Origin of the sequence: Streptomyces sp. HP-A2021, assembly GCF_022807935.1 — a bacterium.
GTDB lineage: Bacteria > Actinomycetota > Actinomycetes > Streptomycetales > Streptomycetaceae > Streptomyces > Streptomyces afghaniensis.
This window is the reverse complement of record NZ_CP094344.1, coordinates 6,145,754-6,170,620: the sequence shown is the minus strand read 5'-3', so window position 1 is coordinate 6,170,620 and position 24,867 is coordinate 6,145,754. Positions and strand designations below refer to the sequence as shown.

Annotated in this window: 21 protein-coding genes and 2 tRNA genes; 15 read left to right on the top strand and 8 right to left on the bottom strand. The window is 70.1% G+C overall.

The window, feature by feature from the left end:
* Position 1: 1 nt before the first annotated feature.
* Both MQE23_RS27955 and MQE23_RS27950 read right to left on the bottom strand, forming a co-directional pair.
* The gene (locus tag MQE23_RS27955; protein WP_020271396.1) at positions 2–733 is read right to left on the bottom strand and encodes an aspartate/glutamate racemase family protein; all 732 of its coding nucleotides are present in this window, start codon (positions 731–733) and stop codon (positions 2–4) included.
* The gene (locus tag MQE23_RS27950) at positions 730–1,545 is read right to left on the bottom strand and encodes an aspartate/glutamate racemase family protein (RefSeq protein WP_020271395.1); all 816 of its coding nucleotides are present in this window, start codon (positions 1,543–1,545) and stop codon (positions 730–732) included. The genes MQE23_RS27955 and MQE23_RS27950 overlap by 4 nt, the downstream gene beginning before the upstream one ends.
* A gap of 197 nt (positions 1,546–1,742) precedes the next feature.
* Here MQE23_RS27950 and MQE23_RS27945 point away from each other — a divergent pair, with 197 nt between their 5' ends.
* Both MQE23_RS27945 and MQE23_RS27940 read left to right on the top strand, forming a co-directional pair.
* Positions 1,743–2,690, top strand: a complete 948-nt coding sequence (locus MQE23_RS27945; RefSeq protein WP_243380577.1) for a D-2-hydroxyacid dehydrogenase — start codon at positions 1,743–1,745, stop codon at positions 2,688–2,690.
* Positions 2,691–2,707: 17 nt separating this feature from the next.
* Positions 2,708–4,117 (top strand): amidase, encoded by a 1,410-nt coding sequence (locus MQE23_RS27940; RefSeq protein WP_020271393.1) that lies wholly within the window; start codon positions 2,708–2,710, stop codon positions 4,115–4,117.
* Here the strand turns inward: MQE23_RS27940 and MQE23_RS27935 are convergent.
* The gene (locus tag MQE23_RS27935) at positions 4,098–4,592 is read right to left on the bottom strand and encodes a DUF3830 family protein (RefSeq protein ID WP_020271392.1); all 495 of its coding nucleotides are present in this window, start codon (positions 4,590–4,592) and stop codon (positions 4,098–4,100) included. The two genes, MQE23_RS27940 and MQE23_RS27935, sit on opposite strands and share 20 nt — an antisense overlap.
* A gap of 107 nt (positions 4,593–4,699) precedes the next feature.
* Here MQE23_RS27935 and ehuB point away from each other — a divergent pair, with 107 nt between their 5' ends.
* The 6 genes from ehuB to MQE23_RS27905 all read left to right on the top strand — a co-directional run bounded on the left by ehuB (position 4,700) and on the right by MQE23_RS27905 (position 8,892).
* Entirely contained in the window at positions 4,700–5,629 is a 930-nt protein-coding gene (ehuB, locus tag MQE23_RS27930; protein WP_063610747.1) for an ectoine/hydroxyectoine ABC transporter substrate-binding protein EhuB, read from the top strand.
* Positions 5,626–6,327 (top strand): ectoine/hydroxyectoine ABC transporter permease subunit EhuC, encoded by a 702-nt coding sequence (gene ehuC, locus MQE23_RS27925; RefSeq protein ID WP_020271737.1) that lies wholly within the window; start codon positions 5,626–5,628, stop codon positions 6,325–6,327. Before ehuB ends, ehuC begins: the two co-directional genes overlap by 4 nt.
* Positions 6,324–6,974 carry an ectoine/hydroxyectoine ABC transporter permease subunit EhuD gene (ehuD, locus tag MQE23_RS27920; RefSeq protein ID WP_020271736.1) on the top strand — a complete coding sequence of 217 codons (651 nt, stop codon included), beginning with the start codon at positions 6,324–6,326 and terminating at the stop codon, positions 6,972–6,974. Before ehuC ends, ehuD begins: the two co-directional genes overlap by 4 nt.
* The gene (ehuA, locus tag MQE23_RS27915) at positions 6,964–7,749 is read left to right on the top strand and encodes an ectoine/hydroxyectoine ABC transporter ATP-binding protein EhuA (protein ID WP_020271735.1); all 786 of its coding nucleotides are present in this window, start codon (positions 6,964–6,966) and stop codon (positions 7,747–7,749) included. Before ehuD ends, ehuA begins: the two co-directional genes overlap by 11 nt.
* Positions 7,750–7,947: 198 nt before the next feature.
* Positions 7,948–8,709, top strand: coding sequence for an IclR family transcriptional regulator C-terminal domain-containing protein (locus tag MQE23_RS27910; RefSeq protein WP_020271734.1), 762 nt, complete (start codon positions 7,948–7,950; stop codon positions 8,707–8,709).
* Between the two features lie 109 nt (positions 8,710–8,818).
* Positions 8,819–8,892 (top strand) — tRNA-Lys (locus MQE23_RS27905).
* Here the strand turns inward: MQE23_RS27905 and MQE23_RS27900 are convergent.
* From MQE23_RS27900 to MQE23_RS27880, 5 genes are all read right to left on the bottom strand, one after another.
* The gene (locus MQE23_RS27900; RefSeq protein WP_243380575.1) at positions 8,858–10,522 is read right to left on the bottom strand and encodes a long-chain-fatty-acid--CoA ligase; all 1,665 of its coding nucleotides are present in this window, start codon (positions 10,520–10,522) and stop codon (positions 8,858–8,860) included. The genes MQE23_RS27905 and MQE23_RS27900 overlap by 35 nt on opposite strands.
* A gap of 50 nt (positions 10,523–10,572) precedes the next feature.
* The gene (locus tag MQE23_RS27895; protein WP_020271732.1) at positions 10,573–11,028 is read right to left on the bottom strand and encodes a DUF3592 domain-containing protein; all 456 of its coding nucleotides are present in this window, start codon (positions 11,026–11,028) and stop codon (positions 10,573–10,575) included.
* A gap of 85 nt (positions 11,029–11,113) precedes the next feature.
* On the bottom strand, positions 11,114–11,719 hold the full coding sequence (locus MQE23_RS27890; RefSeq protein WP_020271731.1) for a lytic polysaccharide monooxygenase: 606 nt from the start codon (positions 11,717–11,719) through the stop codon (positions 11,114–11,116).
* A 101-nt stretch (positions 11,720–11,820) separates the two neighbouring features.
* Positions 11,821–12,942 (bottom strand): SPFH domain-containing protein, encoded by a 1,122-nt coding sequence (locus tag MQE23_RS27885; RefSeq protein ID WP_037668315.1) that lies wholly within the window; start codon positions 12,940–12,942, stop codon positions 11,821–11,823.
* Between the two features lie 61 nt (positions 12,943–13,003).
* On the bottom strand, positions 13,004–14,176 hold the full coding sequence (locus MQE23_RS27880; protein ID WP_020271728.1) for a peptidoglycan-binding protein: 1,173 nt from the start codon (positions 14,174–14,176) through the stop codon (positions 13,004–13,006).
* A 200-nt stretch (positions 14,177–14,376) separates the two neighbouring features.
* Between MQE23_RS27880 and MQE23_RS27875 the strand changes: the two genes are divergently transcribed.
* The 7 genes from MQE23_RS27875 (at position 14,377) to MQE23_RS27845 (ending at position 24,802) form a co-directional block, all read left to right on the top strand.
* Positions 14,377–14,450: transfer RNA gene (locus MQE23_RS27875), tRNA-Lys, on the top strand.
* Between the two features lie 114 nt (positions 14,451–14,564).
* Positions 14,565–15,278 (top strand): FadR/GntR family transcriptional regulator, encoded by a 714-nt coding sequence (locus tag MQE23_RS27870; protein ID WP_020271726.1) that lies wholly within the window; start codon positions 14,565–14,567, stop codon positions 15,276–15,278.
* Positions 15,279–15,603: 325 nt separating this feature from the next.
* Complete coding sequence (locus MQE23_RS27865; protein WP_037668312.1) at positions 15,604–17,610, top strand: cellulose synthase catalytic subunit; 2,007 nt, start codon at positions 15,604–15,606, stop codon at positions 17,608–17,610.
* Entirely contained in the window at positions 17,607–19,547 is a 1,941-nt protein-coding gene (locus tag MQE23_RS27860; protein WP_020271723.1) for a kelch motif-containing protein, read from the top strand. The genes MQE23_RS27865 and MQE23_RS27860 overlap by 4 nt, the downstream gene beginning before the upstream one ends.
* 200 nt (positions 19,548–19,747) lie before the next feature.
* On the top strand, positions 19,748–20,689 hold the full coding sequence (locus MQE23_RS27855; RefSeq protein WP_243380574.1) for an ABC transporter ATP-binding protein: 942 nt from the start codon (positions 19,748–19,750) through the stop codon (positions 20,687–20,689).
* On the top strand, positions 20,686–22,074 hold the full coding sequence (locus MQE23_RS27850; RefSeq protein WP_020271721.1) for a putative Collagen alpha-1(XXVII) chain: 1,389 nt from the start codon (positions 20,686–20,688) through the stop codon (positions 22,072–22,074). The genes MQE23_RS27855 and MQE23_RS27850 overlap by 4 nt, the downstream gene beginning before the upstream one ends.
* On the top strand, positions 22,046–24,802 hold the full coding sequence (locus tag MQE23_RS27845) for a bifunctional YncE family protein/alkaline phosphatase family protein (protein WP_037668309.1): 2,757 nt from the start codon (positions 22,046–22,048) through the stop codon (positions 24,800–24,802). The genes MQE23_RS27850 and MQE23_RS27845 overlap by 29 nt, the downstream gene beginning before the upstream one ends.
* Positions 24,803–24,867: the final 65 nt, after the last annotated feature.

The following is a 24,867-nucleotide window of genomic DNA, read 5'->3' as shown; positions in this document are numbered from 1 at the left end:
CTCACGCCTGGACGAGCGGCTCCCTGGTGAACAGGGCGCCCAGTTCCGGCGCGTTCACGCGGCGGTCCGCCAGGCGGAGGCCTTCCCAGACCGTGACCTGGTTGGCGGTGAGGACCGGCTTGCCGAGCTCCTTCTCCAGGGCCGGGATGTGGGCCGCCGTGTGCAGGGCCGTGTCGGGCAGGAGGAGGGCCTCCGCCTCGGGGTGGTCGGAGTGCCGGGCCAGGGCGAGGAGTTCCGCCTCGCCCCAGGTGCCGACCTCGGCGGCCGTGATGATGCCGGAGCTCTTCACCGAGACGACCTCGACGCCGTCCGCGCGCAGGAACTCGGCGAACAGCCGGGCCACGTCGTCCGGGTACGTCGCACCGATCGCGACCCGGCGCGCCCCCAGCTCCCGTACCGCGTGCACGAAGGCGAAGGACGTCGAGGAGGCCGGCATGCCTGCGGTCTGCGCCAGGGTGCGCACCTGGTCCTGCGCGCCGTCCCAGCCGTAGACGAAGCTGCCGCTGGTGCAGGCCCACACCACGGCGTCCGCGCCGGCGTGCCGCAGCTCCTGGACGCCCGCCGCGAGTCGCCCGGCCGAGCCCATCTCCAGCAGCGCGTCCACCCGGTGCGCGTCCTCACCGATGTCGGTGTGCACCAGGTCCACCCGGATGTCGCTGCCGAGCAACTGCTCGATGCGCGGATAGTCGTCCTCGGCGGAGTGGCCCGGGTAGAGAAATCCCAGTGCTGTCATGTCCAGCCTTCCTGCTGCTGCTCTTCTTCCGGCACGACGGGACCGGGGTCCGCCCCCGGCGATCCGAGACCGGCACGCGCCTCCGGATTGATCAGCGCTTGATACGGTCCCACCGCACGGGTACCCAGTCGGCGCAGCGCCGCCCACATCGTCACTTGGTTGGCCGAGATCACCGGGATCCGCAGTTCGGCCTCCAGCTGCGGGATGACGTCGTAGGTCGGCAGGTTGGTACAGCTGATGAACAGCGCGTCGGCGTCGTCGCGTACGGCCTGCCGCGCCATGTCCACCACCTCCCGGTAGGGGACCTTCCAGATGTGCCGGGTCAGACCCATGAAGGCACAGCCGGAGATCGTGACGCCCGCCTGGGCGACGTACGCCTCCAGCGACTGCGTCACCGACACCGTGTACGGCGTCACCAGCGCCACGCGTCGTACGTCCAGCTCCACCAGGGCCTCCAGCAGCCCGCCGGAGGTGGTGATCGCCGGGACTGCGCCCGCCCGGCTCATCGCCTCGCACATCGCGCGCTCGCCCATGACGCCGCCGACGAAACTGCCGGACGTACACGCGTAGGCGATGACCTCGGGGGCGATCGCGTTGAGCGTGCGGACCGCCTCGCTCAGCGTCTGGTGTTCGCTGACCATGCGGGCGAGATCCAGGCTGACCTCGACGGGCACGAACGGTGTTCGTGTCATGTGCAGGGAGACCTCGTCCGGCACCCAGCGCCACAGCTCGCGGTCGAGTGCGAAGTCGAAGGGGGCGACGACGCCGACCCCCCGCTGCGGGCTGGGCCCGCCGAGAAAAGAGACGTCCATGCAGGGCACCGGCCTCACACTGGGCAACGAGTGTGCAACGGATCGTGGGAACGCCCGTGTTGACGACGGTAGGTTCGGGTGCGAGCGTGGTCAATCCGCCCGGATCATTCCTTGGTCAACACCGTGTTAACTCGTCGTCACCGGCCGCCTCCCGAAGGCAGGCCGCCCCCGCCGCACGGCTGGAGAAACGGCTGCTCATGCCCACCCCCACCCTGCTCGTCCTGGACGCCGAGCCCCTCCCGCGCCTCGGCCGCCTCACCGGCCACGCCCGTATCGAACACACCGACGCGGAGGGGCTCGCCGCACGCCTCCCGCGTGCGGACGTACTTCTGGTGTGGGATTTCACCTCGCGCGCCGTGCGGGACGCCTGGCCCGGCGAGGGCCCACGGCCACGCTGGGTGCATACGGCGAGCGCCGGTGTGGACCATCTGATGTGCCCGGAACTCGCCGCCTCCGACACGGTGGTGACGAACGCTCGCGGCATCTTCGACCAGCCGATCGCCGAGTACGTCGCCGCGCTCGTGCTGGCGATGGCCAAGGACCTGCCGCGCACGCTCCAGCTGCAACGGGAGCGGACCTGGCGGCACCGCGAGTCGCAGAAGATCGCCGGGAGCCGGGCCGTCGTGGTCGGCACCGGTCCGATCGGCCGGGCGATCGCCCGCACGCTGGAGGCGCTGGACATCACGACGGCGCTCGTGGGCCGCGCCCCGCGCCCCGGCGTGCACGGCCCGGAGGATCTCGACCGGCTGCTGGCACGCGCCGACTGGGTGATCGCCGCGGCGCCGCTCACGGAGCAGACGCACGGCATGTTCGACGCCCGCCGCTTCGGCGTGATGCAGCCGTCCGCCCGGTTCGTCAACATCGGCCGCGGCCAGCTGGTCGTCGAGGACGCGCTCGCCGAGGCCCTGGCCAAGCACTGGATCGCGGGCGCCGCACTGGACGTCTTCGAGTCCGAGCCGCTGACCCCCGACAGCCCGTTGTGGCAGGTCCCGGGCCTGATCGTGTCCCCGCACATGAGCGGCGACATCGTCGGCTGGCGGGACGAGCTCGGCGCCCAGTTCGTGGAGCTGTACGAGCTCTGGGCGGCCGGAAAGCCGCTGGAGAACGTGGTCGACAAACAGCGCGGGTATGTACCCGGACACTGACGTTCCTTGGAGGGTGCATGACCGAGCTCACCGAGCTGACCGCCGTACGACTCCTCGACGGCTACCGCAAGGGCGAGTGGAGCCCTGTGGAGGCGACCCGCGCGGCGCTGGAGCGGGCCGAGGCGATCCAGCCGGAGGTGAACGCCTTCGTCCGGCTGACCGCCGAGGACGCGCTGGCCCGGGCCCGGGAGTCGGAGGAGCGATGGCGGCGCGGTGAGCCCCGGGGGCTGCTGGACGGGGTGCCGGTCACGATCAAGGACATCCTGCTGCTGCGCGGCGCGCCGACCCTGCGCGGGTCGAAGGCCGTGGATCCGGCGGGGCGCTGGGACGAGGACGCCCCGTCCGTGGCCCGGCTGCGGGAGCACGGGGCGGTCTTCATCGGCAAGACGACGACCCCCGAGTTCGGCTGGAAGGGCGTCACGGACTCCCCGCTGAGCGGGGTGACGCGCAATCCGTACGACCCGTCGCGCACGGCCGGCGGATCGAGCGGGGGCAGTGCGGCGGCCGTGGCGCTCGGCGCGGGGCCGCTGTCACTGGGCACGGACGGCGGCGGCAGTGTCCGTATCCCGGCGTCGTTCTGTGGGATCTTCGCGCTGAAGCCGACGTACGGGCGGGTGCCGCTCTACCCGGCGAGCGCGTTCGGCACGCTGGCGCACGTCGGGCCGATGACCCGGGACGCGGCGGACGCGGCGCTGCTGATGGACGTCATCGGCCACCCCGACTCGCGTGACTGGTCGGCGCTCGCCCCGCCGCCCGGCGCGTACACGGACGGTCTGACGGGCGGGGTGCACGGCCTGCGCGTGGCGTACTCGCCGTCGCTGGGCGGGCAGGTGGCGGTGCGCCCGGAGGTCGCGCGGGCGGTGCGGCGGGCCGTGGAGCGACTGGCGGAGCTCGGCGCCTACGTCACGGAGACCGACCCGGACCTCACCGAACCGGTGGAGGCCTTCCACACCCTGTGGTTCAGCGGGGCGGCCCGGGTGACCGAGCATCTGGGCCCGAAGCAGCGGGAACTGCTGGACCCGGGTCTGCGCGAGATCTGCACACAGGGCGCCCGCTACTCGGCGCTGGACTATCTGGCCGCGGTGGACGTCCGGATGGACCTGGGGCGCCGGATGGGCCGCTTCCACGACACCTACGACCTGCTCGTCACGCCGACCCTGCCGATCACGGCGTTCGAGGCGGGCGCCGAGGTACCGAAAGGATCCGGCCATCGGCGCTGGACGGGGTGGACGCCGTTCACGTACCCGTTCAACATGACGCAGCAGCCCGCGGCGAGCGTGCCGGTCGGCGCCGACGGGGACGGCCTGCCGGTCGGCCTCCAGCTCGTGGCCGCCCGGCACCGGGACGATCTGGTGCTGCGGGCGGCCCACGCGTTGTACGAGGCCGGCGTGGCGTCCGCCGGCCGGCTCAGGCCCTCCGGAAGCTGAGCGTCTCCCCCGCCGCTCCCGACCTCCACAGGTCGTTGCACGCCTCGGCCATGGTGTCCAGGCCCTCGACGATCTGGCCCCAGACGGTGCCGGGGACCCAGCCGACATCGGCGTTCAGCAGCAGGTTGTTGCGCTCGTAGAACAGGGCCAGGTCGACGAGCGTGGTCCCGGCGCGGACCTCGCGGTCGTAGCCGTAGGCCTTGGTGCCCAACTCCGCGCCCGCGAAGGCGAAATAGCACAGATCGCCCGGAATGGGAGTGACGGTCGGGTTTTCCAGGGGTGGTTCGGTTTCGGCGAAGGGCGGGAAAAGGGCGTAGATCTCGTTGCGTGCGTACTTCGCGTGGTAGACGTCGCCGGCCAGCGGAAGGGCGTCCCAGACGGCCGCGCAGGTGATCGGCGCGCGGTCGTCCAGGAGCCTGGCCCGGCAGGTCACGTCGCGCTTGACCAGCGAGACTTCGATATAGCGATCAGCCATGCCTCCATGGGAGTGCCCGCCGCCCCCGCGGTCAAGGGCGCACCGGGAGACGTGCGGGGCTTGAAAAGATCGGCATAACTCGGATGCGGTCGGGTAGCCGCGCGCCCATGGCTCCACCACAGAGAAGCCCACTGAGAAGTCCGGAACCCATATCCCAGGCCGCCTCCAGGCCCACACGCCGGTCGCTGCTCGCGGGGGTCGCGGCGCTCGGCGCGCTGGGCGCCGCCGGATGCAGCCGAGTGGCCACGGCGTCGAGCACGGAGGGCGGTGACCTGCTCGGCCGGCTCCGGGCGGCGGGCGTCGTCCGCCTCGGCATCGCCGGTGAGATCCCGTTCGGCTTCATCGACAAGAACGGCGAGTTGACCGGTGAGGCACCGGAACTGGCCAAGGTGATCTTCAAGCGCCTCGGCGTCGACCGGGTCCAGCCCGTGCCGACCGAGTTCGGCTCGCTCATCCCGGGCCTGAACTCCCAGCAGTTCGACGTCGTCGCCGCCGGGATGTACGTCAACCCCGAGCGCTGCGAGCAGGTCATCTTCTCCGACCCCGACTACCAGATGCTCGACTCGTTCATCGTCCGCAAGGGCAACCCGAAGGGGCTGCGCGACTACAAGGACGTCGTCGAGAAGAAGGCGAAGTTCGCCACCGGGACCGGATACGCCGAGATCCAGTACGCCGTCGAGGCGGGGTACAAGGAGAGCGAGATCCTGATCGTCCCGGACCAGGTCGCGGGCCTGAACGCGGTCGAGGCGGGGCGCGTGGACGTGTTCGCCGGTACGGCGCTCACCGTACGCGAGGTGGTGAAGAAGTCCGCCAAGGCGGAGGCCACCGAGCCCTTCAAGCCGATCGTGGGTGGCAAGCCGCACGTCGACGGGGGCGCCTTCGCGTTCCGGCCGACCGAGACCAAGCTGCGCGACGCCTTCAACGTCGAGCTGCGCAAGCTCAAGAAGAGCGGCGAACTCTTCCGCATCCTCAAGCCGTTCGGTTTCACCGAGGCCGAGATGACGGATCTGACCGCGAAGGAGCTCTGCGGCGGATGACCTCGGGACTCTGGGAACTCGTACTGAAGGGCGTCTGGGTCACGATCCAGCTGCTCGTGTGCAGCGCGCTGCTGGCGGCTGCGGTGTCCTTCGTGGTCGGCGTCGCGCGCACCCACCGGCTGTGGATCGTCCGCTTCCTGGCGGGCTTCTACACCGAGGTGTTCCGCGGGACCTCGGCCCTGGTGATGATCTTCTGGGTGTTCTTCGTGCTGCCCCCGGCCTTCGGCTGGCAGCTGGTGCCGCTGTGGGCGGGCACGCTGGCGCTCGGCCTGACCTACGGGGCCTACGGCTCCGAGATCGTGCGCGGCGCGCTGACCGCGGTCGACCCGGCGCAGAAGGAGGGCGGGATCGCGCTCAGCTTCACGCCCTGGCAGCGGATGCGGCTGATCCTGCTGCCGCAGGCGGTGCCGGAGATGATCCCGCCGTTCTCCAACCTGCTCATCGAGCTGCTCAAGGGCACCGCCCTGGTGTCGATCATGGGCATGGGCGACCTGGCGTTCAGCGGCAACCTGGTGCGTCTGGCGCTCCAGGAGAGCGCGGAGATCTACACGTACATCCTGCTCATCTACTTCGTGATCGCCTTCCTGCTCACCCGGGTCATGCGCGGGCTGGAGAAGAGGCTCAAGGCGGGTGTCGGGAAGAAGCCCGACAGCAAGACCCGGGCGCCTGAGCCGGTCGTGGTGGAGGCGGTCCGATGAACTGGGACTGGAGCGCGGTCTCCGACTTCATGCCGGACTTCTGGAAGGGTCTGCTGGTCACCCTTCAGATCCTGGTGATCGGTTCGCTGGTCTCGTTCGTGCTGGGCCTGGTGTGGGCGCTGCTGATGCGGCTGCCGACGCGCTGGGTGACCTGGCCGGTCGGCGTCGTCACGGAGTTCGTCCGCAACACCCCGCTGCTGGTGCAGCTGTTCTTCCTCTACTACGTGCTGCCCGAGTGGGGCCTGACCTTCTCGGCGCTCGCCACGGGCGTCTTCGCGATCGGGCTGCACTACTCGACGTACACGATGCAGGTCTACCGCGCCGGTATCGAGGCCGTGCCGGTCGGCCAGTGGGAGGCGGCGACGGCGCTGAACCTGCCGCTGCGCCGGACGTGGACCGCGGTGATCCTGCCGCAGGCGGTGCGCCGGGTCGTCCCCGCGCTCGGCAACTACGTCATCGCGATGCTCAAGGACACGCCCATGCTGATGGCGATCTCCGTGCTGGAGATGCTCGGCCACGCGCGCCTGTTCTCGCAGGAGCACTTCCAGTTCACCGAGCCGCTGACGGTGATCGGCGTGGCCTTCATCGTCATTTCCTATCTGGCCTCCCTTCTCCTGCGAGCCCTGGAGCGACGCCTTGCCCACTGACACTCTCCCCAACCCCGAGAAGAACCCCGCCAGGAGCACCGGCGAGCTGATCCGGCTGGAGCAGGTCACCAAGCGGTTCGGGAGCAACACCGTCCTGGACCACCTGGACTTCTCCGTCGACGCCGGCAAGCACGTCACCCTGATCGGACCGTCCGGGTCCGGCAAGACCACGATCCTGCGGCTGCTGATGACCTTGCTCAAGCCCGACGAGGGCACGATCACGGTCGACGGGCAGAGGCTGTTCCCGGCCTCCGACAAGGAGGTGCGGGAGGTCCGCAAGAAGATCGGGATGGTCTTCCAGCAGTTCAACCTGTTCCCGAACATGACGGTGCTGCGGAACATCACCGAGGCACCGGTCACCGTCCTCGGCATGTCCAAGGACGAGGCCGTGGAGCGGGCCAAGGGCCTGCTGGACCTGGTGGGCCTGTCCGACAAGTGCGACGCGCACCCGGCGCAGCTGTCCGGCGGGCAGCAGCAGCGGGTGGCGATCGCCCGGGCGCTGGCGATGCGGCCGCAGGTGCTGCTCCTGGACGAGGTGACCTCCGCGCTCGACCCGGAGCTGGTCGCGGGCGTCCTCGACGTGCTGCGGGACATCGCCCGTTCCACGGACATCACGATGCTCTGTGTGACCCACGAGATGAACTTCGCCCGGGACATCTCCGACCAGGTACTGATGTTCGACTCGGGCCGGGTCATCGAGTCGGGCCCGCCGGAGAAGATCTTCAGCGAGCCGGAGCACGACCGCACGCGGGAGTTCCTCAGCGCGGTCCTCTGACTACACCGCGTGACCAGGCGGAACGTCCGGGCCCGGCGACTGGGGCATTCCTCTGGCATATGCCAGAGGATCGATGCCCCAGTCCGGGACCCGGGAATCTTGTCAACCCCCGCTCTCCGCAGGCCCTTTGCCGGTTATCGTGGAGGGGAATCGCTGTCCGGATCCACGGCCCAACAGCAAGCGCAGGGGGAGACCACCGTGGCGCTGAAGCACGAGCCGCCGACCACCCCGTACCACTCGGCCCAGGAAGCCCTGCGCGTCCTGGAGACCGTGGCGCGGAGTTCCACCGGAGTCACCGACACCGAGCTCGCCCGGCACACCCGCATAGGACCGGAGCGGCTGACCGCACTGCTGCGCATGTTGCGCCGCGAGGGCTACGTCGAGCAGATCGCCGACGGCGCGTACGTCACGGGCGAGACGCTGGCCCGCCTCGGCTCCGCCCAGCACCGCGAGCAGGCCCTGCGCGACAAGCTCCAGCACACCCTCGACCGGCTGCGCGACTCGGTCGGCGCCGCCGTCTACATGAGCCGGTACGTCGACGGCGAGATCAGCGTCACCCAGTACGCCGACAGCCCGGCCACGCCCAAGGTCAACGAGTGGGTCGACTTCCGGTCCTCGGCCCACGCCACCGCGATCGGCAAGAGCCTGCTCACCCAGCTCGACCACGCCGGCCGCCGCGACCACCTCGCCCGGCACAAGATGGCCCGCCTCACCTCGCGCACCATCACCAGCGACCGGCTGCTGCTCTCCCGGCTGGAGTCCCAGCCGCCCACCGTGCCGGTCCTGGACCTCCAGGAGTACGCGGTCGGCACGGTCTGCGCGGCCGTCCCCGTCACGGCCGGCTCCTCCGTCGGCTGCCTGGCCCTGTCCCTCCCGGTCGAGCACGCCCACCGGCTCCGCCAGGCCGCGGACGCCCTCAACCGCAACGCGGCGCCGGTCCTGCTGTCCATGGCGATCTAGGGGGTGCTGGACCCCGCTCCGGGTGGTCCGGAGCACCCCTCGGGACCGGGTATTATTTTTCTGTCGCCAGCCGCGAGAACGCGATGCGAACGCGGTCGGCGGGAGTCATGCGCCGCTAGCTCAGTTGGTTAGAGCAGCTGACTCTTAATCAGCGGGTCCGGGGTTCGAGTCCCTGGCGGCGCACTGGTGAAGGGCCTCTCGTGGGAGCGGGAGGCCCTTCGGCATGTTCGAGATCCTCCCTGGTCAGCAGGCGGTACGTGCTCTCCCCCGGCGGCCGCCACCACACCGGGTCCGCGCACCGCAGGCCCTCCCTCCGTAACGCCGCCCGATGGATCTTGTTCGTGGCCGTCACCGGCATCCGCCCCGCCACCCGCACGAACCGGGGCGCCATCTTCGTGCCCAGGTCGGGCTGCGCGAGCAGGAACCACGCGAACCCCTCCGGGGCGAAGGTCCCGGCGATCGTCGCCATCACCTGGTCCCCGGTCACCGGGTCCGGCACCGCGTACACCGCGACGGCGGCGGCCCCCTCGTACCGGGCGAGGATGTTCTCGATCACCGCGGCGGCCAGGTTCTCGCCGTCGACGCGGAGGCGGTCGTCGGTGCGGCCGGCGAAGTAGAGGTAGCCGTGGGCGTCCCGGTAGAAGAGGTCGCCCGTCCAGTACCAGCCGTCCCTGCGCCGTTCCGCCTCAGCCGTCGCATTGCGCCAGTAGCCCTCGAAGGGGCTGGGCCCCTGGTTGACCAGTTCGCCGATCGCCTCGTCCCCGTTGAGCAGCCGCCCCGCCGCGTCGAAGCGGGCCGGCGGGCACTCCTCGCGGCTCTCCGGGTCGAGGACGACGAGCCCCGGAGCCGCCCGGCCGACCGCGCCCGGCGGTGTCCCCGGCGACCACTGCACCGCCGCCCCGCCCTCCGAGGAGCCGTATCCCTCCACCAGCCGCACCCCGAACCGCCGCTCGAAGGCCGCCGCGTCCACCGCGCCCGCCTCCGTGCCGAAGCCCAGGCGCAGCGGGTTGTCCCGGTCGTCGGGGCCGGGCTCGGTGGCCAGGACGTACTGGATCGCCCGGCCGACGTAGGTGAAGTACGTCGCGCCGTGACGGCGGACGTCCGGCAGGAAGCGGGACGCCGAGAAGCGCCGGCGCAGCGCCACGCCCGCGCCCGTCACCAGCGCGGGGGCCCAGTCTGCGATCACCGCGTTGCCGTGGAACATCGGCATGCAGAGGTAGTGCACGTCCTGCGACCCCAGGGCGAACTGGCCGGCCAGGGAGCGTCCGGCGGCTGCCAGGCGGCCCTGGGAGCAGAGTGCGGCCTTGGGCGCGCCGGTCGAGCCGGAGGTGAAGTAGAGGAGGAAGCGGTCGCGCGGGGTGGCGCGGGAGGCGTCCGGACGGGCGTCGGGGTAGGGGGCCAGGAGGTCGGCGTACTCCTCGTTGTCCGTCACCAGCACCCGCACGCCGGGCAGGTCCAGGCCCCTGAGCAGCGGCAGGTGGGTCCGCTCGGTGACCAGGATCCGGCACTCGGTGTGCAGGATGTCGCGGGCGAGTTCGGCCCCCCGCCGGGTGGGGTTGACGCCGGCGACGGCCGCTCCGGCCAGGGCCGCCGCGCCCAGCCACAGGGGGAACTCGGGGATGTTGTCGAGGAGCACCCCGATGTGGGGCTCGGCGTCCGGCGGCAGCAGGTCGGCGAGCAGGGCCGCCCGGGCCGCGGCTCCGGCCGCCACCTCGTGGTGGGTCAGGACCTCGTCCTCGCACCACAGTCCCGGCCGGTGGTCGCCCCACCGATCGGCCATGAGTTCCGCGACCGTACGTCCTGTGGACTCCATGGGCCGCAAGGTAGCTGATGCCATGTCAGATGTGGAGGGCTGTCACGGCGTCACACCACGGTGAACATGAGATGGGCGATGACCATGAACACCAGGCAGAAGACGATGACCACGCCCAGGAACACCGCCGCGCAGCCCATGCCTGCCGCGAGCCTCCCCCGCGCCGGCGCGTGGGCCGTTGCACGCTCGGGGCGGTCGGGCAGGTAGTGCACGGTGACGATGTCACCCTCCACGGTCGTCGCCGGGCCGTTCGCCTCGTCGAAGCGGATCACGCGGGCGTCGAACGTGGCGAACTCGTAGACGTGGTGCAAGGTGGTCCGCACACCGGTGTCACCGCCACCACTGGTCGTCGTGTACGCCCGCAGGCACCGCGCCTGGGAGGTGTACCCGCTGCTCCAGGCCCTGCTCACATCCTGCGCGCGGCGGGCGATCCCGGTCAGAGCGAAGACCGCCAACGCGATCATGAGTGCCGGTACGACGTAGAAGAAGGCCTGGAATGCCGCCATGGTGTCCCCCGATGTCCCGCACGGTCGCGATCGGCCGGCATGGGGAAACTACCCACACCGGCCGTACCACCGCCTCAGGAGAACCTCAGAACGTCACGTCCGAGCACGCGTAGAAGGCGTTGCCCGTGTCGGCGATCGTCCACACCGCCAGGATGACGTGGTGGCCGCTCAGCCCGGACGGCAGCCTGCCGCTGTGGCTGAGCGTGGACGGGGGCCGCTGGCCGTTGTACGGCACCGTGAAGAACGGCGTGAGGTTGAGGTCGGACCGGGCCAGGTTGTGGTTCTGGTTCCAGCCCGGCTTGGTGATGTAGTACTTGAAGTCGGTCGTGGCGTGCATGGCCGTGAACTGCCAGCGGAACGTGTAGGTCTGGCCGCCCGTCACCCTGGTGGTGGGCCAGGCCCCGCCGGACGGTGTCCGCGGTGCGCTGAGCTGGCTGAACTGGCCGAGTCCGGCGTTGCATATCTGTCCGTCGGCCGGACCTGAGGCCGGGAAGCCCTTCGGGCCCTCGACGCTCTGCGGTTCCCATTGGATCGGACCGCAGTTGGTCACGGTGCCGTTCTGGCAGAGCTTCTGCCGGCTGACGGGGAGGTCGGTGTAGCCGTGGCCGCTGGCGCCGCCGGAGGAGAGTACGAGGGCTCCGGTCGTGGCCAGTCCCACCGCGGCTGCGGACAACTTGGTCCTTGTGCGCATGCTGCCGCTCCTGGAGAACGTGGGGGAGGTTCAGTGAGCTGTGCACGTAGGTCTAGACCAAGTCTGAGAATAAGGACGCTAGTTGAACATGTCCATACCAATCACGGAGCTGTTTCTCCCCGGCCCGCGCAGAACGCCACCGTCAGGTCCCGCACCAGCACCTTCCGCTCGTAGTCGTCGAGTTCGACCAGCCCCCGCATGGTCAGCCGGGTCACCGTGTCCTCCACCGAGTCCACGACCGAGGTGAGCACGCTCGCCCGGTGCCGGGCGTCCAGCGCGGCGATGTGGCGGCGGTGCATCGCGGCCGCGACCTCGGGCGCGTACTCCACCCGGAGCGGCTGCACCGAGAACACCTCCAGGCCGACCGGCGCCGCGTCGGCCGCCACCAGCCGGGTCAGCGCCTCGGCCGCCGCGTCCGTGGAGCCCTTGGTCCCGCCGGGCATCTCCACCGGCACGCGGGTCAGGGCCGCCTCGACGCACTCGCGCAGATACGTCTCGTGGTCCTCGACGCCCAGCGTGGCCCGCGCGGTGTCCCGCACCCGCCACACCACCTGCACGACCACCCGCAGCGCGACCCCGCTCGCGTCGGCGGCCGGTACCGGCTCGCTGCGCCAGTGCCGCAGCCGTACGTCCACCCGACGGCGCAGCAGCAGCGGGTTGACCCACAACAGACCCGAGCGCCGGACGGTCCCCCGGTAGCGGCCGAACAGATCCAGCACCCAGGCCCGCCCGGTCCGGCCCCGGGCCAGCCCGCCGAACCCGAACAGCCCGAGCGCCCCGGCCCCCGCGTACGCCGCCCACTGCGCGGGGCCGAGCCCTGCCCCGGCGTGCGCGGGCAGCCGCAGTGCCTCCAGCGCGAGCGGCGGGAGCAGCCCGGCCCACCAGGTGGTGGCCACACACCCGGCCGCCCCGCACACCCCGGCCAGCACGCCCGCCGCCCCGGGCAGCACCCGCGCGGGCCGCTCCGCCAGGTCGGCATCGACCTGCGGCGCCGGGCGCGGCGTCACGGCCGCCGGGCGTCTGAGGCGCGGCTGCTCCCCCGTGCCCTGCCTGCGGGCGATGACCGCCGGCTTCAGCGGTAGCGGCGCCGGGTCGGGTTCGTCGCGGAACAGCAGGTGGACGGGGATCTCGGTGGTGGACTCGTTCTGGATGAGCCGGGCGGGTCTGGCCGGCCCGTCTGCCGGCCCGTCGGGTTCGGACGGGTGGGAAGTGGTCGTACTCATGGGTGCCTCCAGCCTCCGCGCCAGATGCGTCACAACGGTGGTCCCCGGTGTGTGCCGGGGCCTACGAGAAGAGCCGCCGCCAGGTCTCCGGGCCCGGGTAGCCGTCCGCCGCACCGCCCCGCCAGCCCTGGGTGCGCTGGAAGGCCTCGACGGCGCGCCGGTCCGCCTCACCCCAGCGCGGCCCCGGCCCTGCCGGGTAGAACCCGCCGAACCCCTTCCGCACCAGCTGCCTCCCCAGCTGGGTGACGTAGGCGTTGTCGGCGCCGGGCCGGAACATCGCCCGCCCCGGGTAGCCGGGGACACCGTGGGAGGAGGGCGACGGCCCGGCCGCCCCGGCCTTCACGTCCTCGTCCCCGACGAGCGTCAGGCCGTGCAGCGTGACGTATGCGCTGTGCGCGCCGGGGCCGGAATACGCCGCTCCCGGGTAGGGCGTGGCGGCCAGGGCGCCCCCGCTGACCGGTTCCTTGCCCGGTACGGTCCCCGGTTCCGTGGCCGGCTCCTCCGCGGTGACGCCCTTGTACCGGTAGGGGACGTACCGGTCGGAGTCGTTCCAGTAGGCGTACGGGGTGGACTTCCGGCGGGTGTGCGGGCGGGTCTGCTCGTAGGCGGTGTAGTAGGTGTGCGTGCGGTTCGTCCAGCCGCCGAAAATGACGACGTGCGAGCCGCTCTCCGGGTCGGCCGTATTGTGGAACAGCAGGATGTCGCCCGGCTGGAGTTCCTCCTTGGAAATCCGCTCACCGTATTGGGCGAGGCTGCCCGTCCATTCGTTTCCGGGCAGCTTCCAGGCCATCGAGACATATCCCGAGCAGTCCTGCCGGTAACCGTCGGACCAGTACCCGTTCATGCTGTACGGGACCTTCGCGGCGACCCAGGTCTTGGCCCGGTTGATGATCTCCGTACGGGTGATGGCCGTGGGCTTGAGGGTGGCGGAGGGTTCCGCGGGACGGCCGCCGGGGCCGTACAGCGGGGCCTGGCCGCCCTGAGGGGTGTCATGCTCGTCACCTGCGGAAACACCGGGGCGGTGGGGTGCGTGCGGGGCGGCTGCGGCCGGTACGGCGTGGCCCGCGCCGAGCGCCGCCGAGGCCACGGCGGCCAGGGCGAGGGCACGGTGTGCGGCCGGGTGGGCGGTGGTGCGGCCGGCCCGGGAATGCGGCAGGACGCGGCGCCAGTGGACGCATCCGGGGCAGTCGCAGTCGCTCCCGGGATCGAATTCCTCGAATACCGGAGACCTCATGCGACACCCCTCACACTTCCGACGGAAAAGGCCCGCGCCTGTATCCGTCCGGGCGCGCGTCGCCAGTTTCTCAACTGTCATCCGCACGCGCATGCTGACGGTCCGAATGATGTACGCCGCGCCGTACGGACCCCTTCCCGGGGCCGCACCGGGTGGTCCGGAGCACCTCCGAGCGTCCTGTAGAGTTACGTCGTCAGCGCGCGCCGCTAGCTCAGTTGGTTAGAGCAGCTGACTCTTAATCAGCGGGTCCGGGGTTCGAGTCCCTGGCGGCGCACCGACTGGGAGGCCCCTCGCGGAAGCGGGGGGCTTTTCGCATGCCTGTGTACGGCCCCGGTGCGGTCTGGCCGGAACCCGGCCCACCGTGCGATTGGCCGGATACCCTCTCGCCATGGCAGCGCGAGACCTCCAGGAGCGGATCAAGAAGCTCATCATCGACCGCCGGCTGGCCTCCGGGGCCCCGCTGCCGACCGAGCCCGAGCTGATGGAGTACCTCGGCGCGAGCCGGAACTCGGTGCGGGAGGCGCTGAAGGCGCTCCAGGCCATGGGCATCGTGGAGATCCGGCACGGCTTCGGCACCTACGTCGGCCCGATGTCCCTGGCCCCCATGATCGAGGGCCTCGCCTTCCGCACGGTCGCCGGGCACTACCGGGGCGAGGACTCCCTGCTCCAGCTGCTGGAACTGCGGGAGGCCGTGGAGACCGGTCTGGTCTCCCGGCTCGCGGGGCGGATACCGGAACCGGACTTCGTTGAACTGGACGGGCTCGTCGACCGTATGGAAGAGCAGGCCGCGCGCGGAGCCGGTCTCGCCGAGACCGACCGGGCCTTCCACGCCACCCTCTACCGAGGGCTGGACAACGTGCTGCTGAGCGAGGTCCTGGAGGCGTTCTGGGACGCCTTCCACCGGGTCCGCACCGACCTCGGAGGCGAGCCGCAGGACCCCAAGGTGACCTGTCGGCAGCACCGGGAGATCCTCGACGCGGTCCGGTCCGGCGACTCGATGCGGGCGGAGGAGGCCATAAGAGAGCACTTCGGGAACATCCGCGCCCGCCTGTCCACAACGGCTCCACAGGGCCCCCACACCCGCCACAATGAACGCGTATGACCGGTAAACACCGCGTTTCGCATCTTGCGATCATGATGAACGCCGTAGAACCCTGGTTTTCTGGTTTTTCAAGATGCTGCGGTTTCGCGGCAGTTGGGGGGATTCAGAGCCGGTTGCGGGCCGGGCGGGGGTAGGGGCCCCGTACCTGAAGCGATGCCGAGGGGGGCATCATGCAACCGGAAGGTCGCGTTGCCATGTCTATAAGGTGTGGATGACGTGGTGACAGCGACCCACCACTGATACGTCTGTGAAGGTCGAGGGGGACCTCCCGCAGACGGAAGGAAGCGACGAAACACGCGGTGTCCGCGTGTGGGGGGAATGACTCATGACGTCGAGGCCGACGGGCGCCCGGCAGCAGGACCACGACCCGTCCCAGACCACCCAGCTCAGGGTTCCGGCGCATCGGATGAGCACCACGGGGACGTTCCGGCGGATCAAGAAGACGCTGCCGAGATATGACTACGAGCACTACAGCCGGCTCGCGGGTCCCCTCACCCAGCCTGATCCGACCAGACCGTACAAGGTGCAGTACCGGTCGCTGATCTCGCAGGAACCGCACCGGATAAGAGTCGCGCTGATGCTGGCCGCGGCCCCGGTGCTGTCCGTGGTGCTGCTGGTGTGGCTGCTCCAGCCCGAGCACTGGACCGAGCGCGACTACCCGGCCTTCGACTGGCTGCCCGCGCTCGACATCGTGATGCTGGTCGCGATCGGTCTGATCGAGTTCTTCCGCTGCATGAACGTGGTGTCGAACGCGCACGCCACGCTGGTCGCCCGCGACCCGATCCCGGTGGTGCCCGAGACCGGCACCAGAGTGGCCTTCCTCACCTCCTTCGTGCCCGGCAAGGAACCGCTGGAGATGGTGACGAAGACCCTGGAGGCGGCCGTCAAGATCCGCCACCGGGGCCTGATGCACGTGTGGCTGCTCGACGAGGGCGACGACCCCGAGGTGAAGGCGGTCTGCGAGCGTCTCGGCGTGCACCACTTCTCCCGCAAGGGCGTCGCCAAGTGGAACCAGGCCAAGGGCCCGCACCGCGCCAAGACCAAGCACGGCAACTACAACGCCTGGCTGGAGGCGCACGGCGACGACTACGACTTCTTCGCCTCGGTCGACACCGACCACGTGCCGCTGCCCAACTACCTGGAGCGGATGCTCGGCTTCTTCCGCGACCCGGACGTCGGCTTCGTCATCGGCCCGCAGGTCTACGGCAACTACGACAACCCGATCACCAAGGCCGCCGAGTCGCAGCAGTTCCTGTTCCACGCGCTGATCCAGCGCGCGGGCAACCGCTACGGCTCCCCGATGTTCGTCGGCACCTCCAACGCCGTGCGCATCAAGGCGCTGAAGCAGATCGGCGGTCTGTACGACTCGATCACCGAGGACATGGCGACCGGCTTCGAGATGCACCGCCACAAGAACCCGGCGACGGGGAAGAAGTGGCGCTCGGTGTACACGCCGGACGTGCTCGCGGTCGGTGAGGGCCCCAGCGCCTGGACGGACTTCTTCACCCAGCAGATGCGCTGGTCGCGAGGGACGTACGAGACGATCCTCAAGCAGTACTGGAAGGGCTGGTACTCGCTGCCGCCGAGCAAGCTCTTCAACTACACGATGATGATCATCTTCTACCCGATGTCGGCCCTGAACTGGATCCTGGCGGCGCTGAGCTGCTGCCTGTTCCTGGGCCTGGGCGCCTCGGGTGTGAACATCGACCCGGCGGTCTGGCTGATGCTCTACGGCAACGCCTCCGCGCTGCAGATCGGGCTGTACGTCTGGAACCGCCGGCACAACGTCTCGCCGCACGAGCCGGAGGGCTCCGGCGGTGTAGCCGGCATGGTGATGTCCGCGCTGTCGGCGCCGCTGTACGCGAAGGCGCTGATCGACTCCGTGCTGCGGCGCAAGAGCAAGTTCGTGGTCACGCCCAAGGGCGACTCGGCGAGCCCGGACCGCTGGTTCGGGACGTTCCGCTACCACTGGTACTTCGTCGCGATCTTCGGTGCGTCGATCGCGGCCGGCTTCGTCTTCGGCCACTCGCACCCCGCGATGATCATCTGGGCGACGTTCGCGCTGCTGATCACCGCCTCGCCGGTCTTCGCCTGGCGCTGGCAGCTGCGGCAGGACGCGAAGAAGCCCGCCGCTCCCGCCGCGGAGCAGCCGCAGGACCCTGCGGGGCCGCACCGGACGCAGCCGCTGCCCATCCCACAGCAGCCGTCGGCGACGCACGCCCCGCAGCACAAGCCCAGTTGGGCCGCCACCCCTGGCGCAAACGGGGAGGTCGGGGGGACCGACCAGACCATGCAGATCGCCCTTGGTGGACTTGGGGGACGTAAGGAATGAACGACCGTGCAGGCCGCCGCCGGGCCCGTCGACTCGCGATCGGCACGGCGGTGGTACTCGCGCTGGCCGGGATGAACGGGCCGTGGCTCTACCGCTTCGGCACCGAGAAATACCACCAGTACACAATCAACAAGCCGGAGTACAAAGCCGCGAACGGCAAGTGGGAGATCATCGAGTTTCCCGAGGAGTACCGGCAGAACACGATCCACGCGGCGCTGCTGCGCACCGGCAAGGTGCTGCTCGTCGCGGGGTCGGGCAACAACCAGGACAACTTCGACGCGAAGAAGTTCGACACCCGGATCTGGGACCCGGTCAAGGGCACCATCAAGAAGGTCCCGACGCCCAGCGACCTGTTCTGCACGGGACACACCCAGCTCGCCAACGGCAACCTGCTCATCGCGGGCGGCACCAAGCGGTACGAGAAACTCAAGGGTGACGTCACCAAGGCCGGCGGCCTGATGATCGTCCACAACGAGAACCCGGACAAGCCGATAACCCTGCCCGCGGGCACCAAGTTCACGGGCAAGCAGAACGGCAAGACCTTCGTGTCGAAGGACCCGGTGCTCGTGCCGCGGGCGAAGAAGGTCTTCGACAAGGCGACCGGCAAGTTCCTGCGCAACGACCCCGGCCTCGGCCGGATCTACGTCGAGGCGCAGAAGCGGGGCCAGAAGTACGAGACGGGCACGCAGGACAACTACCGCGTGCACGGTCTGAAGGGCGCCGACGCCAAGAACACCTACGGCATCGCGCAGAAACTCGCCCTCGACAAGAAGGACTTCCAGGGCATCCGGGACGCCTTCGAGTTCGATCCCGTAGCCGAGAAGTACATCAAGGTCGACCCGATGAAGGAGGCCCGCTGGTACCCGACGCTCACCACCCTGAGCGACGGCAAGATCCTCAGCGTCTCCGGCCTCGACGACATCGGCCAGCTCGTCCCGGGCAAGAACGAGGTCTTCGACCCGAAGACCAAGAAGTGGAGCTACACGGACAAGGTCCGGCAGTTCCCGACCTACCCGGCGCTGTTCCTCATGCAGAACGGCAAGGTCTTCTACTCGGGTTCCAACGCGGGCTACGGGCCGGACAACGTGGGCCGTGAGCCGGGCGTGTGGGACGTGGACACCAACAAGTTCACAAAGATTCCCGGCCTGAGCGACTCCAAGCTGATGGAGACGTCGGGCACGGTGCTGCTGCCGCCCGCGCAGGACGAGAAGTACATGGTGATCGGCGGCGGTGGCGTCGGCGAGTCCGAGGAGTCCAGCGAGAAGACCCGGATCGTCGACCTGAAGGCCGACGACCCGCGCTTCGTGGACGGCCCGTCCCTGGACAAGGGCACGCGCTACCCGAACGCCTCGATCCTGCCCGACGACAGCGTGCTGATCTCCGGCGGTTCGGAGGACTACCGGGGCCGCAGCGACTCCAACATCTTCGAGGCGCGGCTCTACGACACCGAGAAGAACGAGCTCCGGCGGGTCGCCGACCCGCTGGTCGGCCGCAACTACCACTCCGGGTCGATCCTGCTGCCCGACGGCCGCGTGATGTTCTTCGGCTCGGACTCGCTGTACGGCGACAAGGCCAACACCAAGCCGGGCAAGTTCGAGCAGCGCATCGAGATCTACACGCCGCCGTACCTCTACGGCGACGGCGACCAGCCCTCGCTGTCGGGCGGGCCGCAGACCATCGAGCGCGGCGGTACGGGCACGTTCACCTCGTCGGACGCGGCCAAGGTCAAGAAGGTCCGGCTGATCCGCCCGAGCGCCGCCACGCACGTCACGGACGTGGACCAGCGGTCGATCGCGCTGGACTTCAAGGCGTCCGGCGACAAGCTGACGGTGACCGTGCCGGAGAACCGGAACCTCGTCCAGGCGGGCTGGTACATGCTGTTCGTGACGGACGACCGGGGCACGCCGAGCAAGGCGCAGTGGGTCAAGGTGCCGTAGGCGCCACCGCGCATCGCGGACGCAGGGTACTTCATCCGTACTCGTGCGTCCGCGCCTTGCCCAAGTCCGGCTCAATGTCGGCTGTTCATGACCAATGCTTGCCGACGGCTTGACGACCCGTTCCGTGCCCGTTCAGTCCTCCGTCCGCGTCTGCCTGTGTGCCGTCCCTAAGGTCCCTGAGGGCTTGAAGGAAGGCACTCATGGACACACTCCTCGCAGTCCGCGCTCGCGGGATCACCAAGGGGTTCGGGGATGTCGTCGCACTCGACGGCGTCGATCTGGACGTGACGCAGGGGCAGATCCACGGCTTGGCCGGACCCAACGGCGCCGGCAAGACGACACTGCTCGGTCTCCTGCTGGGCCTGGCCGTCGCGGACAGCGGCCGACTCGAGATCCTGGGAACGCCGGTCGGCCGGGCGCTCGCCGCTCCCGACGGTGTCGCCGGCTTCGTGGACGGGCCCGGTCTCTACCCCTCGCTCACCGCCCGGCAGAACCTCGCCGCGCTGGCCGCTCTCCGCGGCCGCGACGCGCGGACAGCGGGGGTCGACGACGCGCTCGACCAGGTCGGGCTCACCGATGTCGCCGACGACCGGGCCCGCGGCTTCTCCCTCGGCATGCGTCAGCGGCTGGGGCTCGCCGCCGCCCTGCTCACCAGGCCCCGGCTTCTCGTGCTCGACGAACCTTCCAACGGCCTCGACCCGGCCGGCAAGAAACACGTACACGGTGTCCTCACGCGGCTCGCGTCGGACGGAACCAGCGTCGTGCTCTCGAGCCACCGCATGGACGACCTCGAGGCACTGTGCTCCGAGGTCACCATCCTCGCCACCGGACGGGTCGTCTTCTCCGGGCCGCTGAGCAAGCTCGCAGCCGAGAGCCGTGAACTCGACTACCGGCTGCGGACCTCCGACCCCGAAGCCGCCCGCCGGCTGGCTGTCGACACGGCCGGAATCAGCGTCGTCGACGACGCCGGAGCACGGCACGACCCCGAGGTGCTCGTCGTACGCGCGCCGGTGCCCGCCGTCGACGAACTGGTGGCGGGGCTCGTGCACGCGGGTATCGCGGTGCGCGAACTCGCACCCCTGGTGTCGCCGCTCGAAGCCGCGTTCCTCGCCCTCACCGAGCGGCAGGAGGCCGGCCGATGACCGCGGCCATCGCCCACAACGTTGTCAGCGCCCGCCCGGTCCCCCTTCCACGTGGCTACCGCTTCGAGCTGGTCAAGCTGGTGTCGCAGTGGCGGATCCGCTTGCTGGTCCTGGCCTGCTGGATCGCTCCGGCGTTCTTCGTCGCCGGCGTGAGTCTGCAGAGCACGCTCCCCTCCGACACCCTCTTCGGTCGCTGGATGCACGCCACCGGGTGGGCCGGACCCCTGGTGATGCTGGGTTTCGCGGGCACGTGGGCGCTCCCGCTGCTGACCTCGGTGGTCGCCGGTGACGTGTTCGCCTCCGAGGACCGGCTCGGCACCTGGCGCCACCTGCTCGTGGCGGTCCGTTCACCCGGGCGGATCTTCGCGGCGAAGGCACTGGCCGGCCTCACCGTCATCCTGCTGCTCGTGGCGGGGCTGGCCTGTTCCAGCGCGGCCGGCGGGGTCGTGGCGGTCGGCAGCCGGCCGCTGGTCGGCCTCGACGGCCAACTGCTGGCGCCCGGGGACGCCGCCGGCAGGGTTGTGCTCGCCTGGGCCTGCGCACTCGCACCGACCCTGGCCCTCGCCGCGATCGGACTGCTCGGGTCGGTCGCGCTGGGTCGGTCCCCGATGGGGCTGCTGCTGCCCGCGCTCGTCGCGCTCGCGATGCAGGTCGCCCAGATGCTGCCGTTGCCCGTTGCCGTGCGCCTCGCCCTTCCCGGCTACGCCTTCATCTCCTGGAACGGTCTGTTCACCAGCCCGGCCCAGGCCGGCCCGCTCCTGATCGGTGTCGTGGTCAGCCTGGTGTGGGCCGTGCTCGCGACGGCGCTGGCCCATCTGCTGTTGCTGCGGCGGGACTTCACCAACCCGGCCTACGACGGTGCCGGGCGCCGCGCGTTCACGCTCGGCCTGCTGCCCCTGGCCGCACTGACCGCCCTCACCGTCGCGGTGATCGCCGTGGCGACCCCGTCCATGGGCTCGGGCATCCGGCAGGACAAGGTCCAGCGGTCGGTGGCCACGGCCTTCGCGCACCTCTACCGCCTGCAGACCCGGCAGTTGCACCGCCCCGCCGTCACCGAGGCGCGGCTGCGGGCCACGGCGGCGTGCACCAAGAGCGACGGCCAGGGCGCTCAAGAGGGCGCGGGCAACGACTGGCGTTGCGTCGTGACCTGGCATCTCCCCGACGTCGCGGTGGCCGGGACGGCCGTCTACCAGCTCGACGTCGCCTCAGACGGGCGGTTCGTGGCCGACGGCGACGGACCGAAGGAAGTCAACGGCTACTTCCTCGTCCGTACCCCCACCGGGGACGCCCCGAACCCCCTTTGGCAGTTCGACGGCAACGTCGAGCTGCTCGACACCACCTCGAAGGGACAATCCCATGCAGGTAACACGGCAACGCCGAGTTGACGAGAAAGAGCAGATCAGCCTCTTCGGCAGACACGTCGGCCGTCGTTCCGTACTGGTGACGGCGGGCATCGCCGTCGCCCTCGGCGTCACGGGCACCGCCGTCGCCTCGACGTGGCAGTTCGGCACGCAGCAGGTCGCCCAGACCACCCGCAACGGCCAGGTCATCTCCAGCGACCAGTACATCAAGCCCTACGGCAGTCGCACCGTCGTCAACGACGGCAAGATCATGTCGTCGACGGTCAGCCCGGACGGTACCCACCTGGCGGCCGCGGTCACCGACGGCGACGCCTCACTCGTCGTCCTCGACCGCGCAACCGGGCAGGTGAAGCAGAAGGTCGGCACCAACGCGGCGGACGACCTGCGCATCAAGACCGGCTCCGTCGGCCAGGAGGGCCCGACGTACTCGCCCGACGGCAAGCAGCTGTGGCTGGGCCAGGCCGACGGCTACACCAAGTTCACCGTCAACGCGGACGGCACCCTCACCGACCCGGTGACCGTCTCCGTCCCGGCCGACGGCACCAAGCACGCGCTGGTGGGCGCGGCGGTCTTCTCGGCCGACGGTTCCACCGTCTACTCGGCGGTCAACGGCCAGAACCGGGTGGTCGCCATCGACGCGGCCGGCGGAACCATCAAGCAGAGCTGGGCCGTCGGCAACGCCCCGCGCGGTCTCGCCCTGGTCGGCGGCAAGCTCTACGTCAGCAACGAGGGCGGCCGTCCGGCCAAGGCCGGCGACACCACCATGAACTCCTACGGCACCCAGGTGCCCGCCGACCCCGACACCGGTGCCGCCACGACCGGCACGGTCAGCGTCATCGACACGGCGGACCCCTCTTCCGCCGTCGGCAGCATCGACGTCGGTCTGCACCCGACCGCCGTGTACGCCGAGAAGGGCACCGTGTTCGTCACCAACACCGCCGACAACAGCGTCTCGGTCATCGACACGGCCAAGGACAAGGTCGTCCAGACCATCGCCACCCAGCCGTGGCCGGAGGCAGCGGTCGGTTACGAGCCCGACGCCGTGACGCTCACCGACGACGGCCGCCTCCTGGTGACGCTCGGCCGTGCCAACGCCGTGGCCGTCTACCGCTACACCTCCGCGCAGCAGCCGGCCCGTTACGTCGGTCTGCTCCCGACGGACTACTTCCCCTCGGAGATCACCACCGTCGGCAAGCAGGTCGTCGTCTCCAACACCCGTGGTGTCGACGCCCGCCGTCCCACCGCCGGCGCCGGCCACGGCACCCACGACACGACGTCCAGCCTGACGCAGTTCACCCTGCCCGACGACAGCGTCGTCCGCTCCCAGACGGCCAAGGTCTTCCAGCAGAACGGCTGGACGGCCGGCTCGGTCCTCACCGCCCAGGGCAACCGCCACGCCAAGCCGCTGCCGGTCCCGGCGCGCCTCGGCGACCCCTCGACCATCAAGCACGTCTTCCTGCTGGTCAAGGAGAACCGGACCTACGACCAGGTCTTCGGCGACATGCCACAGGGCGACGGCGACTCCTCGCTGACGACGTTCGGCGAGAACGTGACGCCCAACCAGCACGCGCTGGCCCGGCAGTTCGGGCTGTACGACAACTTCTACGACGTCGGCACGAACTCCGCCGAGGGCCACAACTGGATGATGCAGGCCGACAACCCGGAGTACACCGAGTCCTCGGCCGGCGAATACACGCGCAGTTACGACACCGAGGACGACGTTCTCGGCCACCAGAAGACCGGCTTCCTCTGGACCGGCGCGCAGGCGGCCGGGAAGTCCGTCAAGGACTTCGGCGAGTTCCAGTCGATCGAGTCCAAGCCGGCGGGCGCGACCTGGCAGAACCTGTACTGCGACAGCAAGAACATGGCCGCGACCGGGGCGCAGACCCAGTACCCCATCAAGACCGGTTCGGCGATCCCCTCGCTCAACAAGGTCTCGGTGCAGGGCTTCCCGCTGTTCGACCTCGATGTCCCGGACATCTACAAGGAACAGATCTGGAAGCAGGACTTCGAGAAGAACGGCCCGGCGAACCTGAACATGTTCTGGTTCTCCAACGACCACACCGGTGGCCCGGCGAACGCCTCCGCCGAGGTCGCGGACAACGACCTCGCGGTCGGCCGCATGGTCGACGAGATCTCGCACAGCAAGTACTGGAAGGACTCGGCGATCTTCGTCGCCGAGGACGACTCCCAGAACGGTCTCGACCACGTCGACGGCCACCGTGCGCCGGTCCAGATCATCAGCCCGTACGCCGAGCACGGCACCGTCGACAACCACTACTACTCGCAGATCACGATGGTCCGCACCATCGAGCAGATCCTCGGCATCCACCCGATGAACCAGCTCGACAGCGCGGCCACCCCCATGCACGGGGCGTTCACCCGGAAGGCGGACGACACCCCGTTCACCGCGGTGCCCAACCGGACCTCGCTGACCCTCGGCGTCAGCCCCCAGCCCTCCTGCGGTTCGGACACCCCGGCGCCGCAGGACGCCAAGGCAGCGGCCGCGCCGACGTCCACGGCGGTGCCACAGGCGGCGCGGACGGTGGCGGCGCAGTGGAAGACCTGGGCGTCGCACCAGCGGCTGACCGGCCCGAACGCCGTGCCCGACTACGCCAACCCCGAGCAGATGAACCGCTACACCTGGTACCAGACGCACACCTTCACCAAGCCGTACCCCGGTGACAAGAAGGTGTACGCGCCGAAGGACGTGCCGGGCGCCTACCTCCCGTCGCCGGAGTCCGACGGCTGACGGGAAACATGCTTGACCTGTGCACGTAGATGGTGTGCCCTCGGTACCAGATCGACACGTGTGGC